The sequence below is a fragment of the Thiemannella venezuelensis genome (genome assembly GCF_014203605.1).
Classification (GTDB): domain Bacteria; phylum Actinomycetota; class Actinomycetes; order Streptosporangiales; family Streptosporangiaceae; genus Planomonospora_A; species Planomonospora_A venezuelensis.
Map to the genome: position 1 here is coordinate 100,271 of NZ_JACHJJ010000010.1, position 14,890 is coordinate 115,160.

Consider the following 14,890-nt stretch of genomic DNA (forward strand, 5'->3'; position numbering starts at 1 on the left):
GGCGGCCGGCAGAAAAGAGGACAACGAGTGGTGCAGGGAACAGGGTCCGTCACCGACCTGGCCTGGTTGCTGGACGACCTGGTCGCACGGGTGGCGGAGACCGAGCACGGGATCGTCTTCTCCACCGACGGCCTGCTCATGGCCGCCTCGGCGGGTCTCGACCCGGCCGACGCCGAGCATCTGGCCGCGGTGGGCTCGGCGATCCAGAGCCTGGGCCGGGGGGTCAGCGACCGGGTCAGGGGCGGGGCGGTGCGCCAGACCATCATCGAGATGCGCTCGGCGTACCTGGTCGTCTCCACCGCGGGGCAGGGCGCCTGCCTGGCGGTGCTCTGCACGAACGAGGCCGACGTCGGCCTCGTGGCCTACGAGATGGCCATGCTCGTCACCCGGGTCGGGCAGTACCTCACCTCGCCCGCCCGGACGGTGGGCGCCGCAGGCGGAGGCGACGCGCCGCGATGAACCCTCGCGACGAGCATCCCGACGCCCAGTGGATCGGCGAGGAGGCCGGGCCGATCGTCCGGCCGTACGTCCTCACCCGGGGCAGGACGGAACCCACCCGCGGCCGGTTCGACCTCATCACCCTGGCGGTGGCCGTACGCTCTCCCTCCCCGGGGGAGCCGGGCGTCACCCCGGAGTGCCACGCCATCGTGCGGCTGTGCCGGCAGCCGCAGTCGGTGGCGGAGATCGCGGCGCACGTCAACCTCCCGGCGGGCACGGTCCGCGTTCTGCTCAGCGACCTGTTCGACCACGGGCTCATCACCCTGCAGGAACCACATTCGGAGACGGACATGCACGACGAGAGGATGTACAGGGCGGTGCTCGATGGACTCCGTGCGCTCTAGCCGCGACGCCGGGCGGGCGGTGCTGCCCAAGGCGATCAAGATCCTGGTCGCGGGCGGGTTCGGAGCGGGCAAGACCACCCTGGTCGGCGCGGTCTCCGAGATCGAGCCGCTGCGCACAGAGGAGACGCTGACCGACCGTGGCGTCGGGATCGACGACCTGTCGGGGGTGGAGAGCAAGGCCACCACGACCGTCGCCATGGACTTCGGCCGGATCACCATCGGGGACGCCTACCGGCTCTACCTGTTCGGCACGCCGGGGCAGGAGCGGTTCTGGTTCCTCTGGGACGAGCTGGCGCTGGGCGCGCTGGGCGCGGTCGTGATCGCCGACACCCGCAGGCTGGCCGACTGCTTCCCCGCGCTGGACTACTTTGAGCGGCGGCAGACGCCCTTCGTCGTGGCGGTGAACTGCTTCGACGGCGCCCCCCGGTACGACCTGGACGAGGTCCGGCTGGGGCTGACCATCCCCGAGGACATCCCGATCGTGCTCGGCGACGCGCGCCGCCGGGAGTCCGGCAAGGAGATCCTCATCACCCTGGTGGAGCACGCGATGAGGACGCGCCTCGGCGGCTCCCCGTCCGCCGCCCCGGGACGGCTGGAGACCATCCGGTAGGCACATTCATCCACCCGAGTAGCGGTGAATCCATCCGCCGGCCGGGCGCGTCCTCCGCGGCCCGCGCACACCGTGTCACGATAACGGCGATCATGGGGAGCTCTACACGGGGAGACACCGATGTGCGAAGATCCGGGCATGTCCCCGGCCATGGCGCGGGCCCTGGAGGACTACCGGGCGCTGCTGGCCGCCCACGGCGTCACCTGGGGCGAGGATCCCGTCTTCTACGTGAAGTCGATGGCGGCCGACGCCTACCTGATGGGTCCCCGCGACTTCTGGGGCGTCTGCTACCGGAAAGTCGCCGAACGCCACCCGGGCGCGGACGCCAGGGAACTGGAGGACCACCTGTGCGAGCTGGACATGGACGAGGTGGTCCGCGACGTCCTCGCCGGAGACCTGCCCGACAACCTCGCCGCGCTCCGGCTCACCCCGTCGGGCGCCGCGCTCGAGGCGCGGGCGCAGGCCGTGCTCCCCGGGCGGAGCCTGCGCACGACGCTGCTGGTCGACTCCTCCCGGGACGAGCCGTCCACCGTGCTGGTGGACGGCAGGGCCCACGTCGTGGGCCCGCGCGGCGCCCGGCTGATCGGGATCACCGGCGGGAGCCGGGTCGTCGCCGACGGCGAGCCGGTCGGCCTCGGGCCGCTGGTCCGCCCGGCGGCCGCCGCCCGCCTGCGGGTGCGCGCCGGCATGCCCTGCCGGTGGAGCGTGTACGGCGCGCACGGCCAGGGCTGGTACCCCGAGGGCGTCCCGCACCGGCGCGACGCCCACGTGCTGCCCTACTTCCACGGTGACGACCTGGTGCTGGACGTCCCGGCCGAGCCGCTGACCGTCCGCGTCTGCCGGGGCATGGAGTACGGCTCCGCCGAGGTGGCGGTGACCCCCGCCGCAGGGGAGGAGACCGCGGTCGAGCTGGTCCCGGGACGGCTCTACGACGCGGCGGCCCGGGGCTGGTACGGCGGGGACATGCACGTCCACCTCAACTGGGCCGGGGACATGGTCGGCACCCCCGCCCTCGCCGCCGCCATGCAGCACGGCGAGGACCTGCACGTGCTCAACCTGGTCGCCGGGAACGTCTCCTCGGCCCGGGTCTACGACGCCGAGGCCCTGGAGCACTGGGCGGGCAGGGACCTGCCCTGGTCCGACGCCGCCCACCTGGCCCGCGTCGGCGTCGAGTACCGCAACGACCTGCTCGGCCACTTCTACGCCTTCGCTCCCCAGGCCCCGCCCTCGCGCTTCCACACCGGCTTCCTCGGCACCGCGGACTGGCCGCCCAACAGCGCGGCCTGCGAGGAACTGCGCGCCCTGGGCGCCGTCACCGGCTACAGCCACCCCTTCCACGTGCCGATCTCCGAGGGCGACGGCCCGGAGGCGGCCCTGCTCTGGCGGCGCAACTGCTCGGCCCGGGAGATCGTCGCCGACGCGGCGCTCGGCCTCGTCGACGCCCTGGACGTGCTCAACCACTCCTCGGTCGAGGCCACCGCGCTCGTCTACCGGCGGCTGATCGGGGCCGGCAACCGGCTGGCGGTGACCGCCGGGACCGACACCATGCTCTCCTTCGCCTGCCGGGGCAGCCAGTCCAGCCCGCCCGGCTGGGAGCGGGTCTACGCCCGCGTGGACGGCCCGCTCACCGCCGCCTCCTTCGCCGAGGCGATCCGGCGGGGCCGTACCTTCGCCACCACCGGCCCCTGGCTGGAGCTCTCGGTGGACGGGCACGGGACGGGCGACACCCTGAGCCCGGAACCCGGGACCCGGGTCGCGATCACCGTCCGGTCGATCGGCCCGGAGGTGGAGCGGCTGGAGATCCGCACCTCCGCCGGGGTGCTCGCCGAGGGGCCCGGCGGCGAGCTGACCGCCGAGCTGGTCGTGGACGGGCCGGACTACGTGGTCGCGACCGCCTCCGGCGGCCCGCACGAGCGCACCTTCCACCCCACGGGCGTGCACGCCCACACCAGCCCGGTCTACCTCGACGCGGGCGGCCGCCGCGTCGCCCGCGCCGAGGACGTGCGCTGGTGCCTGGAGTGGCTGGACGGGCTGGAGGCGATGGTCCGCGCCGAGGGCAGGTTCGAGAGCGAGCGGCAGCTCGACGACCACCTGGCCCTGTACGGCCGGGCCCGCGCGGTCTACCGGAGCCGGCTGGGCCGACCGCCCCCCGCGCCCCCGCCCGGGGCGGGAGGCGGGTGACCCGCTCGGTACCCTTGCCCGGGTGAGGTACCGAACGGGGATCGCCGCCCTGGCACTGGCGGCGCTGGCGGGGCCGGTCGCGGGCTGCGGCGCGGGATCGGCCGTGTACGACTACGGCGAGGTCGTCGAGGGCGGGGTCGGCCGGAGCACCGAGGTCGAGGTCGCACCCGGCCAGCGCTTCTCCCTCGCGGTGGAGGACAACGCCTCGGTCGGCGACAGCTGGAAGCTGGGCCCGCTGCCCGACCCGAAGGTGGCCTCGTTCATCAGCGCCGAGTACGAGAGCGAGGGCGGGGAGGACACCACCGGCGGGGGCGGGGTGCGCTACTTCGTCTTCAACGCCAAGCAGCGCGGCACCACCGCGGTCACCCTCTCCAACTGCTGGCGCTGCACGGCCGGCCGGGTGCCCTCCGACGAGCAGAGCAGACGCCTCTCGGGAGACGCCGTCTTCCGGATCACCGTCAAGTGAGCCGCACCCGCGCCACGCCCGGAATGCCGGAATTACTCGGCCCGGGCGGGGAAATCGTGGACCCTGGTGCGCATGAACCGACTTGCTGAGACCGACCTGTCCGTCACGCTGTCCAAGAAGGAGGCGGCCGAGCGGCTCGACGCGGCCCTGCGGCGGCTGCTCCGGCTCCGCCTGATGCTCGGCGGGCAGATCGGCGACAAGCGGATCGGCCCTCCGCTCTGCGTCGTCTTCGAGGGCTGGGACGCCTCCGGCAAGGGCGGCGCGATCAAGCGGCTGGTCCGTCCGCTCGACCCCCGGCACGTCCGGGTCGCCCAGTTCGCCGCGCCGACCTACGACGAGAAGCGCCACCATTTCCTCTGGCGGTTCTGGAAGGTCCTGCCCGGCTGGGGCGGCATGGCGGTGCTCGACCGCTCCTGGTACGGGCGGGTGCTGGTGGAGCGGGTGGAGGGCTTCGCCACCGAGGAGCAGTGGTCCCGTGCCTACGGGGAGATCGTCGAGTTCGAGCGGACCCTCGCCGCCGAGGGCATGATCATGGTCAAGTTCTGGATGCACGTCTCGGAGGAGGAGCAGCTCCGCCGCTTCCGCGACCGGGCGGCGGACCCGCTCCGGGTCTGGAAGCTCACCGACGAGGACTGGCGCAACCGGGACAGGCGCCCGCAGTACGAGGCCGCGGTGGAGGAGATGCTGGAGCGCACCGACCACCCGGACGCCCCCTGGCACGTGATCGCCGGGGACGACAAGCGGTACGCCCGGGTCGCGGTGGTGGAGACGGTCTGCGCGGCGGTGGAGGCCGAGCTGACGGCCCGCGGCTACGACCTGACCGACCCCGCCCCGGGCTCCGCCGGCGACGACTGACGTGACCGGTGGCGGGAGTGGGGAGTCGTCCTCCGCCGCAGCAGCCACCACGCCAGGTGGAGAGTGACGAGGAGGAGGGCGGCCCCGGCCGATGAAGCGGCAAGGGCCTGAACCGGAGGTAGGGGAGGACGGCCCGAGCCGTAGGTGGCGACCGAGCAGGCGAACCAACCCAGAGCGCCGCCCGACAGCGCCGTGAGGATTCGGTCGGTGGCGTTCAGCCGGGCCGGGGACGATGCGAAGCGGTGGACGATCGGGGGTGCCGTCAATGCCAGTGCGGCCAGCAGCACGATCACCGGGGCCTGGCTCCGCGACGGGAGGGGGACCCGGTAATCCAGGGACTGGATGGCACCCAGCGCCATGAGGAGGGCACCGAGCAGTGATGCCTGAAGCAGGGTCAACCGCTGCTCCCGGTGCCGCAGCCGCTCCTCGATCATCGTCCGGGCCGCTTGGGCGACGTCGGTCGCGCTGTCCCTGGTGGCCTCCACATAGACGATGTCGGCGTCGAGCTGCTCGGCCAGCCGATCGCTCAGGCGCCGATCGTGGTCGAGGAAGGTGCCTGCGGCGGCGTCCTCGCGGATCGCCGCCCTCATGTTCTCCGCTGCGATCTTCACGCTCAGGCGAATCGTCCGCAGGTCGCGAAGCGCCGTGACGAGCCCGGCGTTCCCGCTGACCGCGGAGACCACGGCCGCCTGCCCGTGTGCCAGCTCGGCGGTCGTGACCCGGCCTCCCCGAGCCGCGGCATCATGGAGCAGCCCTGCGAGGCGGTCGGTCAACGTGTCCACCTCCACGCTGACCCTTCGGAACCGGTCCTCGTTGAGGATCAGCCACCATGCCCAGCGCATCTTCGCGGAGTGGAGCAGGTACCTGCCGAACGGGCGGAGCTCTGCCGCTCCGGAGGACCACGTCCACGTGTACATCTCCTCCTCGTCGCCCGGCTCGGCGAGAACGACCAGACGGCGTGTGGCCGGACGGCGCGGTGCCCGCGCGGAAGGCAGTTCCCGGACGGTGATGCCGCCCCTGCTCCAGACGGGTCCCGGCCCGAGCCGGTCGGGGAGGACATCCCTCGTCCGTCGCAGGCGGAGCCGGCGCGGGACGGTGACCCCCAGATGGATCCGGGCCGTACCGAGCCCTCCCGACGCCTCATGGGGCCATTGACCGTCGAGGAAGTCCCAGCCCTTCGCCTCCTCCGCGGCGAGCATCACCATCAAGCCGATGACGTCGTGCTCGCGGTAGAGCACCGCCTGGTAGGTCCCACGACCGGGGATCTCCGCCGCGGTGAGCACCGTGAAGCGGCCGGCCGGAGGCAGCTCCGCGGGCACGTCGAGCGCGGTGTGCGGGCTTATGGCCCGTGCTTCGCCGAGATCCAGAAAGATCTGCCAGAGACGGCGGACAGGCTCCCGCCACGAATCACCGTCGTCCCCCACGGCCGTGAAGGCGTGAACGAGCAATGCCTGCTCACGAATCCTCGTCAACGGCGGCCTCCTCCTCCCGCAGGGCATGGGTGACGAACGCTCCGATGCGCCGTATCGTCCTGTTGATCATCTCGGGTATCTCCACCGGGTCCTCGGGTGCGTCTCCCGAGGTGATGGGCCGAGGTCCGCCCCTTCTCCCGTCGGCCGACTCGATCTGGCTCAGGCACCCGAGGACGGCGGCTGTGTCGCCCGCCTCGACTGCCTGCTCCAATGCCGTGATCTCAGCGGAGACCTGCTCCCACTCCCGGGCGGACAGTGACCATCCTCGGACCCGCCCGAGCAGCTCCGCCGTCTCGTGAAGGCTCTCCTGGTAAGTGAGCATCCTCCCCCTCGCTGTTCGAGACCATCCCTTCGGCGGTCGCGGACGTCAGAAGCCGGAGTGCACGAACGGCGCCCAGACGATCGGGGCCTGAGGACGTCGGTCGCGCAGTCTCCGCACGGCTCCGTGCAGCGCCTGGGCCGCGGCGTCGGCACGATGCCGCGGGCGGTTCGGGAGGCGCGAGTAGAAGTCGGCTGCCACGGTCCGCGATATGTGGTCGGTGGCACCCCACAGGGAACCGATCACATGACGGTATCCCGCCGCCTGGAACGAGGCCACCAGGTGCTCCGCCTCGTCGAGCCGGTCCATCGAGGGAGCCGCGGTGTGACAGGCGGAAAGGTAGGCGAGTTCCGCGGCCGGAAAGTGGGATCGGCCGACTCGGTCGACGTCCAGGGTGCCGTCGGACAGATAGAGCTGCGCGGGCCGCTTGCCCGGTACGGCCGGCGTCCCGTGGCAGGCGATGTGCGCCCACGGATGTGTCGCCAGCCCCTGCAGTGCCGCGTCCACTGTCGCGTCCTCCCCCGTGACCACCGTGCCGCGGCCCACTTTCCGAAGGATCTCCTCGATCTCCGCCGTGACGCTCGGGAGCGGGGGGCCACCCGGCGTCGACGGCATGCCGAGGGTGAACAGGTGCGGTTCGCCGGCCGCGTGATGCGTTCCGGAGCCCTCGTGCGCCGCCAGCGGAAGGGCGCTCACCGTGCTCGTGTACGAGGAGACCACCCGGTCTATGACGTTCTCTCCACCGGAGTGGTACCCGCGCCCCGCCGCGTGCAGAGGGGAGAGGCAGAGCACGCCGGTGGGGCACCACCAGATGCGCGGCCATGGGCCCTCCTCCGCCGGGGCGCGGACATGCCCCAGCGCGCGGAGGATCGGCTCGGCCGCCGCTTCCCAGAGCCATGCCAGATGGTCTTGCACGAGCCGGTTGAGACTTTTCGGGTCGAGGGACGGGCGGGGGGCGAACTCCCATTCGATGATCGCGCGCTGGAGCTCGTAGGCCTGCTCCTGGGCTGTGTGAAATGTGAGATCGGGGAGGTGGATCCTCTCCGTGCGGTCAGCCGTGAGGGCGATGGCGTCACACCCGATCCGGCTGACGTTGACCACGACGACGGCATCCTGTCCGTGCAGGGCCCTGATGGGGGTGATCCGTGGCGGAACGCCCAGACTCCTCAGCCGCGGATCCCGGCGTATCTCCGCGGTGAGTACGTTCCAGTCGGAATGGAGCCGCACCTTGAGGTCGTGGGGGTGTTCCCATTGATCGTCGAACAGTGATGAAACAAAGGAATGGAGCTTATCGAGACCGCCGGGCATGAGAAAAATATCGGGATTGTGCCACTCGTAGTCGTCTTTGTGATATTCGTGCTGGGCTGCGAGGATGGTGAAGGTGCATCTCAGGTAATCGATGAACCGCTCGGCGGAGGGAACCAGGTCGAAGGCCTCGACCGCTCTGCTCAGGATCGCCATGCGCTCCGCCAGGTCGGGTCTCACCGAGCGCAGCAGGTCGATGTCCCTCCGCTTCTGCAGCGTCGTGTTGCGCAACCTGCAGCGGCCGCGTTCCAGCAGTTCCAGGGCGTCCTCCGGCCGGCCCGAGCGCAGCGCGCACGCGGCCGCGTCACGTGCGACCGCCGCCCACCGCGTCAACCGATCGCGTCGCTCCGCGAGCGACGCGGTATGCCACTCCAGATCGTCGACCAAGTGCAATGCGATCTCGTACGCCACTGCGGCCTGGGGGTGGTAGCCGAGCTCGATCGCCGCCTCGGCCCAGGCGAGGGCCGCCGTACGGCGGGTCTCGGGCGGGATAGGCTCCGTTCCGGTCGCCACCGGCCGCAGATGGCGGATCGCCCTCCGGCAGTCGGTGAGACTTCCGTAACCCTTCTGGTAATTGTCCAGACGGAGGCATCCCAGAAGAAACCGGTCGTGAGCCTGGTGCTCTTGCGGACTCCCGCCGTCCACTTTCTCACCCAGGACGGCGAGGGCTTCCAGGCGGTCGTCACGCGAACCCCGCCGCCAGAGAGCACGCGCGAAGTGGCCTGCCGCCTCCTCGGAGCAACCGGCCGCCTCCCGTGCGAGTTCCACCGCCCGGTCGGCGTCCGCTCGATCGCCGGACAGGTCGTACCGCTCCAGGAAGGCGGTGCTCAGGTTGGCGAGCCGCTGTGCGCGGGTCGGCAGCTCGGGCGTCTCCGGAACGGACATGAGCCCATGGAGAACGCCGATCAGGGAGTCCAGGCCCTCGACGCCCGTGAAGGCTTTCGTCTCCAGGGCCATGGCCGCGACGCTGTACAGGAGATTCGGGCTGGTCGGCCCGTGGTCCTTCACGAGCTCCGCGAGGATCCGCAGCGCCTCCCGCAGGTCCTGCGGAACGTGGCACCGCCGGTACCGCTCGTAGAGCCATAAGGCCAGTTCTCTTCTGAACTGCGGATCGCCCGCCTCGTTGCCATGGCGGAGCACCCCGCGCATGACCGTGATCGCCTCGTTCAGGTCATCGAGCCCGTCCGCGGCCTTGAACCGGTCGTGTAGTGCCGACGCCAGTGAGAGCCGCAGGTACCTGCCGGTAGGGGTGTCCGGTGGGAGGGATCTGGAGAGGGCGGCGGCCTGGGAGATGATCGCATCCAGGTCCTCCGAGCCGGGTACCATCCTGGACCGGCTGTGGAGCAGGGAGAGGAGACAGGCCTGCGCGTCGGTCTCGTCAGCGGATCTCGACGCCCGGCGGCGGACGATCGCGATCGTCCGGTCCAGCAGGTGGAGGCCGTCCGGACCTTCGACCAGGATGCCTGCGATCATGTGGAGACATTCCAGCAGTTGCGCCGTCTTACGGCGCTGACGGTCACTCGCGAGGGCCCGTTCGAGGATGCGGAGGGCGAGTCCGGCGTCCTCGGCCCTGCCGTCCCGGCGAGAACGCAACGCCAGGCATCCGGCGAGAGCCGTGGTGATCTTCTTCCGGGCCTCCCAGGAGGGCAGCACGCCGCTGGAGATGCCCCCTCTCGAGATGACCTCGTCCAGGTCGTCGGGATGGGTGCTCATGCCGTACCTCAGGAAGAGCGCGTGGCACAGGTCCGCGACGGCCTCCGCGTGCTCGGGACGGCCGGGGACCGCGGACTCCAGCCGCCTGCGGGCCCTGATGACGGCTCTGCCGGTGAGCCGCCGCCGCTCGGCCGTGGAGACGACCTGCCTGTACCACTGGTAGTCCTTCGCCACCAGATCCGGATCGCCTTCGGCAAGCGCGCGGTCCAGGTAGTCGCACACGAGCGGTGGCAGCAGCGACGGATGGAAGGGACGCGTCCTCTCGAACTCCTCCAGTGCCCTTATGAGTTCCATCAGCGCGGCGCCTCCGTCCGGAGACATGGCCATGTAGCGCGACCAGTGCACATGCGCCAGGACGTAAGAGATTCCGGCGGGAAAGGAGCACTCCGCAGTGTGATCGCGGAGATCGGCCAGGCACCCGGCCTCCACGGTCACCGCACCGGACAGGAGCCTCCGGGGGTCGGCGCCCTCCAGGTGGTTACGGAGATTCCGGATGATCTGTGAGATCAGGTCTTCCGCCAGATCAGCCGGCATCGGAGAGGAACAGCCGTCCAGCCGCCGAGGCAACAGGCTCATCACCGTCAGCCACTCCGGCTCGGCGAGCTCTTCGGGAAGCGCCAGGAAGCGGTACCAGTGGACCCGGATGACGAGGTCGAGCGTGCTCATGCGCCTTTCCGGCCCGCCCAGAACGGAGCGCTCGTCACCGACGAGCTCAAGGAGCCGGGCGGCCCCCGCCGGCACGTCGTGGTCCAGGACCGCGGCATCCAGGCCCGCGGCGAAAGCCTCGCAGCTCCGCTCCAGGAAGGACACCGTCTCGTGGAACATCGGTCACCGCTTTTCCGCGATGGACGGGGGTCGCGTCACACGAACAAGGGTCTTGCCGACGGTCCGTGATGAAAAGTGCCGCCGGGGATAGAACGCGGCGCGGAAAGGGCCCGGGCGCGTCGGCCGTCCCGCTTCTCAGCCGTTCTCGCCCATGGCGTCGCGGATCACGTCGCGGACCCGGTCCATGATCGCCACCGGCGTGCCGGCCAGTAGGTTCCCGGCCGCCGACTCCACCCCGGGGTGCGGGTGGGTCGGGGCCATCGCCTCGGCCGCCTTCACCCCGGCCGCCATGGCGCGGCGCTCGGCCTCGGAGGTGTGCGCGCGCAACCGGGTGAACTCGTAGCGCTCCTCGCTGCGGGCGTGGGCCAGCACGGCCGCCCGCAGCACCGCCAGGTTCGTCAGGAACCGCGCGTCCCCGGGTCCCGCCTCGTCCATCTCCATGAGCAGCCGCTTGGCCTCGTACTCCTCGGCCAGCCGGTCGCCGACGACGGCGTCCCCGTCCTCCAGCTTCCCGCGGGCGTACGGGTGGACGATCTCCTCCTCGGCCGTCTCGTGCACGGCCAGCAGCCGCACCAGCCGCCGGAAGGCCTCCGGCCGGTCGGCCGCGGAAGCTCTCTCGACCTCGTCGAACATGTCCCTGATCATCGCGTGCTGCGCCAGGAGCAGGTCGACGACGTCGTTCTCCTCCATCGCCTCGGGCCGAGGACGGGCCTTGACCATCTCGTTCTCCTCTCGCGTGTTCTGCGCACGCGTGGCCTACCCGTGTCCCCCGGGTGAAACCCGGACCGGCCGGGTTCGCGGCACGGCCAGGGGCGTCCCCCCTGGCCGGGACGGTTCGCCCGGAACGGGGACGGGCAGCGGCCGGTCGGTGCGGGTCAGAGGTCCAGGCCGGAGGGGCCGAAACGGTCGCGCAGGAAGCGGCTCTGGTCGCGCAGCGCCTGCTCGTCGCCCCGGTGCACCGCCTGCTCCACCCGGCGCAGCCCCGCTTCCAGCAGATCGAGCTGGGCCAGGAGCTCCTCGTGGGCGCTGCGCTCGCGGTCGCCGCGCCGGGTGAGGGCGTAGCCCCGCGGGAGGTTGGCGTACGCCTCCAGACCGGCCGGCAGGTAGTCGCGGATCGTCTGGGAGACGACGTGCAGGTGGTCGGGGGAGGTCACCAGCACCTCCGCCCGGTCCAGCACCCCCGAGACCAGCTCGCCCAGGGTCTCCACCCGGGCCACCACGTCACCGGGGAAGCGCTGGGAGCCCCGGACCTTCCGCAGCAGCGCCCCCAGGTCCGCGCGGAGCAGGCCGGTCTCCACCTCGGCGTGCGAGACGGCGAGCCGGACCCGGTCCGGCGGGGCCAGCAGCGCGCCCACGCCGTACAGCCCGGCGACCACCGCGGGCCAGAACGCGCCCGCCAGCCCGAGGAAGTGGGCCAGGAGACCGGCCAGGGCGAACGCGCAGCCGGTGATGTTCCGCGTCGAGCCGAGATAGCCCAGCACCCGGTCAGCCATGCGCGCGGGCCCTCCCCGTGAGCGGGCGCGCGGCCCGGCCGCTCCGGCCGTCACTGGTAGCCACGGATCTCCTTGAACGCCGAGGCCAGCGAGCCGTCGCGGGCGTCGAAGACGGCGCCCCCGGTCAGCTCGGCCACCCTGTTCATCTCCTCGGCGTCGCTCTCGCCGAACAGCACGACGAACGTCCGCGGCCGCCGGGCCTCGGGGAGCATCCGGTACAGCCGCTCGAAGTCCTCGAACGAGGAGCCGTCGGTGTTCTCGCCGTCGGTCATGAGCACGACCGAGGTGTAGTGGCCGGGGTCGCCCCGGAGGCTCTCGGTGTAGGCGGCCCGGAGCCCGTCGTAGATCGCGGTTCCCCCGCTCGCCTGCAGTTCCCCGGCGTACGCCCTGATCTCCTCCAGCACTGGCCCCGGACCGCGCTCGGGCAGGCTGAAGGCGCGTGGCTCGTGCGGGCCTCCGCTGAACGGGACCATGGTCACGTGCTCGCGGCTGCGGAACCGGGAGAACGTCCCCGAGGGCGAGCGGTCGGCGCCGGTCAGCGTGACCAGGGCCTGGCGCAGCGCCTCGATCCGCTCGCCCTTCATGGAGCCGGAGACGTCCAGGACGAACAGGGCGTGCGCGGGGGTCCGCACCTCGTCGAGGTAGGCGGTGACGAGCGCGTCGGCGGCCGCCCTGCGGTTCGGGAAGGGCAGCTCCAGCAGGGGCGCGGAGCCGAACTCCGGGCCGGGCCGGACCTCCGGGATGCCGGGCCGCCGGTGCGTGGAGGCCATGATCTCGCGCTGCACGTCCGGCGTGCGCAGCCAGGCGGCGAGCCTGCCGTACAGCTCCTTCTTCTCCGCCGGGGCGGAGGCCAGCAGGGTCAGCGGGTAGTCCGCGGTGACCACGCCGTCGCTCGGGTAGACGAGGGTGAGGTCCTTGATGCCCAGCAGCACCGACTCGTAGTTCACGAGGCCGTCCACCCCGCCCTGCCGGGTGTAGGTCTCGGCCAGCCAGCCCGACGAGCCCGAGGTCAGCTTCTGCGCGGAGAAGAACTCCTTCAGCTCCGGCGTGACCGAGGCGACCCGGGCGGTGTCCAGCGCCTCGCCGGCGTCCGAGAGCGCGGCGGCCACGCCGACCAGCGCGGAGAACCCCGAGTTGGACGAGGCCGGGTTGGCCATGCCGAAGGTGAACCTCCCGTCCCGGGCGGCCGCGGCGATCTGCTTCCAGGTCGCCTTCCCGTCCGCCCAGCCGAGCTCGGCGGCCTTGGCGGTGCGCAGGCCGAGCAGGACCGGGGAGGACATGACCTTGGTCTCGGTGGACAGCCGGGCGGCGGCGCCGTCGATCAGCGACAGGTAGCGGTTGGAGGAGAACCAGACGGCGTCGTACCTGCCGTCGGCGCCGCCGCCCGCGACCTGCTCGGCGCCGTCCAGCGTGCCGGTGTAGGAGATCTTCACCTTCACCCCGGAGCGTGCCAGCAGCGGCTCCAGGTCCTTGACCTCGCTGCCGGCCAGCACCCGTAGCACGTCCGGCCCGTCGGCGACGGTGCCGTCCGCCGAGCACGCCGCCAGGCCGAGTGCGGGCAGCAGCACCAGCAGCGACCCGATCGCCGCCCGGAGCGCGGCCCCGCGGGCGCCCGCCCGCCGTACGGCCCCGCGGGCGCCCCGCCGTGCGGCCCCGCGCGGGGCGCTCACCGGTCCGCCTCCGCCCGCTCCAGGTAGGTGCTGGCGTGGGCCAGCTCGGCGTTCAGGCTCTCGACGGTGACGGCCATGCTCTGCACGGCCTGGGAACGGAAGGTGTCGATCATGTCCATGGTGGCGTAGACGTTGTCGAAGGCCCTGCGCAGGGAGTCCATGTCCACGCCGGTCGAGGCGGCCTGGTCCTGGATGGCGCCGGCCTGGGTGCGGAGCATCTCACTGGTGGCCAGGATCAGGTCGCTCGTCGTGGCGTTGAGCGCGCTGACCTGGTCCAGCACCAGCTTCTGGTTGGCCAGCGCCTGGGCGACCGTGACCGCGGTGCGCAGCGCGGCGACGGTCGTGGTGGTCGCCCGGTCCACGCCCTTGCTGAGCTCCAGGTTGTTCTTGCGGACCAGGTCCAGCGCCAGGTAGCTCTGGGCGGAGACGGCGAGCTGGGTGAGGATGTCCTGGTGCTTCTGCCGCACGGTGAACAGCGCGTCGGAGCGCAGCGCGGCGGCCCGCTCCGGGTCGGTCGCGTCCAGGCGGAGCAGGTGCTCCTCCAGCGCGGCGTCGAGCCCGGCGGCCAGCACCGCGTACTCCTGCAGGCGGGTCATCGCCTCCCACAGGTTCGCCTTCTCGCCCTCGATCGCGGCGTTGTCCTTCAGCAGTTCGTCCTGGCCGGACTTCAGCGCGCGGATGATGTCGTCGAGGTGCTTCTGGGCGGAGGCGTACTTCGCGAAGTAGTCGCGGAGCCGGTCGCCGAACGGGACCAGCCCGAGCAGCCGGCGCGGTCCGCTCGCCGCCTGCTTCGGGTCGAGGTCCACCACCGTACGGCGCAGCGCCACCAGCTGCCCGGCCACCCGGCCCTGGGCGTCGGCCGCCTCGCCCTTGGCCGAGGCCAGGGCCGCGACGGGGCGTTTGAGCATGCGGTCGGCCACCTGGGAGGCGGCGCGGATCTCGGAGTCGCCCATCGAGGAGATGTCGTGCACCCTGCGGGTGAAGTCCGGGACCCTGGGGTCCATCCCGGCCAGCTCTCCGGCGAACTCCCGGGCCTTGGCGGCGAGCTCGTCCGCGCGTCCGTCGGGCAGCGGCAGCAGGGCCGAGACCCGCTCGGCGGGTACGGCGGTCACCGGTGCGGGCGGCGTGAGCGTCAGGCC

At 71.9% G+C, this 14,890-nt stretch carries 13 protein-coding genes; 6 read left to right on the plus strand and 7 right to left on the minus strand.

Annotated elements, in window-relative coordinates:
* The first annotated feature begins 27 nt into the window (after nucleotides 1–27).
* From FHS22_RS16700 to FHS22_RS16725, 6 genes are all read left to right on the plus strand, one after another.
* A complete protein-coding gene (locus tag FHS22_RS16700) occupies nucleotides 28–459 on the plus strand; it encodes a roadblock/LC7 domain-containing protein (protein ID WP_184942676.1) in 432 nt (143 codons plus the stop codon).
* On the plus strand, nucleotides 456–842 hold the full coding sequence (locus tag FHS22_RS16705; RefSeq protein ID WP_184942677.1) for a DUF742 domain-containing protein: 387 nt from the start codon (nucleotides 456–458) through the stop codon (nucleotides 840–842). Before FHS22_RS16700 ends, FHS22_RS16705 begins: the two co-directional genes overlap by 4 nt.
* Nucleotides 823–1,452: a GTP-binding protein gene (locus tag FHS22_RS16710; protein WP_184942679.1), complete on the plus strand. Its 630-nt coding sequence runs from the start codon at nucleotides 823–825 to the stop codon at nucleotides 1,450–1,452. The genes FHS22_RS16705 and FHS22_RS16710 overlap by 20 nt, the downstream gene beginning before the upstream one ends.
* Before the next feature lie 120 nt (nucleotides 1,453–1,572).
* The gene (locus FHS22_RS16715) at nucleotides 1,573–3,633 is read left to right on the plus strand and encodes a CehA/McbA family metallohydrolase (RefSeq protein ID WP_184942681.1); all 2,061 of its coding nucleotides are present in this window, start codon (nucleotides 1,573–1,575) and stop codon (nucleotides 3,631–3,633) included.
* A gap of 22 nt (nucleotides 3,634–3,655) precedes the next feature.
* Entirely contained in the window at nucleotides 3,656–4,099 is a 444-nt protein-coding gene (locus tag FHS22_RS16720) for a protease inhibitor I42 family protein (protein ID WP_184942683.1), read from the plus strand.
* 72 nt (nucleotides 4,100–4,171) lie between these two features.
* Nucleotides 4,172–4,954 (plus strand): polyphosphate kinase 2 family protein, encoded by a 783-nt coding sequence (locus FHS22_RS16725; protein ID WP_184942685.1) that lies wholly within the window; start codon nucleotides 4,172–4,174, stop codon nucleotides 4,952–4,954.
* On the opposite strand, the gene FHS22_RS16730 is transcribed toward FHS22_RS16725, so the two are convergent.
* The 7 genes from FHS22_RS16730 to FHS22_RS16760 all read right to left on the minus strand — a co-directional run bounded on the left by FHS22_RS16730 (nucleotide 4,909) and on the right by FHS22_RS16760 (nucleotide 14,863).
* Nucleotides 4,909–6,426, minus strand: coding sequence for a CATRA conflict system CASPASE/TPR repeat-associated protein (locus FHS22_RS16730; RefSeq protein ID WP_184942686.1), 1,518 nt, complete (start codon nucleotides 6,424–6,426; stop codon nucleotides 4,909–4,911). The genes FHS22_RS16725 and FHS22_RS16730 overlap by 46 nt on opposite strands.
* A complete protein-coding gene (locus FHS22_RS16735; RefSeq protein WP_184942688.1) occupies nucleotides 6,410–6,748 on the minus strand; it encodes a CATRA system-associated protein in 339 nt (112 codons plus the stop codon). The genes FHS22_RS16730 and FHS22_RS16735 overlap by 17 nt, the downstream gene beginning before the upstream one ends.
* Nucleotides 6,749–6,793: 45 nt before the next feature.
* Nucleotides 6,794–10,588 carry a CHAT domain-containing protein gene (locus FHS22_RS16740; protein ID WP_184942690.1) on the minus strand — a complete coding sequence of 1,265 codons (3,795 nt, stop codon included), beginning with the start codon at nucleotides 10,586–10,588 and terminating at the stop codon, nucleotides 6,794–6,796.
* A 135-nt stretch (nucleotides 10,589–10,723) separates the two neighbouring features.
* Complete coding sequence (locus tag FHS22_RS16745) at nucleotides 10,724–11,308, minus strand: hemerythrin domain-containing protein (RefSeq protein ID WP_260407997.1); 585 nt, start codon at nucleotides 11,306–11,308, stop codon at nucleotides 10,724–10,726.
* 155 nt (nucleotides 11,309–11,463) lie between these two features.
* Nucleotides 11,464–12,081: a hypothetical protein gene (locus FHS22_RS16750; protein WP_184942691.1), complete on the minus strand. Its 618-nt coding sequence runs from the start codon at nucleotides 12,079–12,081 to the stop codon at nucleotides 11,464–11,466.
* Between the two features lie 50 nt (nucleotides 12,082–12,131).
* The gene (locus tag FHS22_RS16755) at nucleotides 12,132–13,751 is read right to left on the minus strand and encodes a VWA domain-containing protein (protein ID WP_338047780.1); all 1,620 of its coding nucleotides are present in this window, start codon (nucleotides 13,749–13,751) and stop codon (nucleotides 12,132–12,134) included.
* Nucleotides 13,748–14,863 carry a toxic anion resistance protein gene (locus FHS22_RS16760; protein WP_338047781.1) on the minus strand — a complete coding sequence of 372 codons (1,116 nt, stop codon included), beginning with the start codon at nucleotides 14,861–14,863 and terminating at the stop codon, nucleotides 13,748–13,750. Before FHS22_RS16760 ends, FHS22_RS16755 begins: the two co-directional genes overlap by 4 nt.
* Nucleotides 14,864–14,890: the final 27 nt, after the last annotated feature.

What these genes read in the sequence shown, in the direction of transcription:
- FHS22_RS16705 (WP_184942677.1), top strand. Translation starts at nt 456, where the DNA reads ATGAACCCTCGCGACGAGCATCCCGACGCCCAGTGGATCGGCGAGGAG.
- FHS22_RS16710 (WP_184942679.1), top strand. Translation starts at nt 823, where the DNA reads ATGGACTCCGTGCGCTCTAGCCGCGACGCCGGGCGGGCGGTGCTGCCC.
- FHS22_RS16715 (WP_184942681.1), top strand. Translation starts at nt 1,573, where the DNA reads ATGTGCGAAGATCCGGGCATGTCCCCGGCCATGGCGCGGGCCCTGGAG.
- FHS22_RS16725 (WP_184942685.1), top strand. Translation starts at nt 4,172, where the DNA reads ATGAACCGACTTGCTGAGACCGACCTGTCCGTCACGCTGTCCAAGAAG.
- FHS22_RS16735 (WP_184942688.1), bottom strand. Translation starts at nt 6,748, where the DNA reads ATGCTCACTTACCAGGAGAGCCTTCACGAGACGGCGGAGCTGCTCGGG.
- FHS22_RS16740 (WP_184942690.1), bottom strand. Translation starts at nt 10,588, where the DNA reads ATGTTCCACGAGACGGTGTCCTTCCTGGAGCGGAGCTGCGAGGCTTTC.
- FHS22_RS16745 (WP_260407997.1), bottom strand. Translation starts at nt 11,308, where the DNA reads ATGGTCAAGGCCCGTCCTCGGCCCGAGGCGATGGAGGAGAACGACGTC.
- FHS22_RS16750 (WP_184942691.1), bottom strand. Translation starts at nt 12,081, where the DNA reads ATGGCTGACCGGGTGCTGGGCTATCTCGGCTCGACGCGGAACATCACC.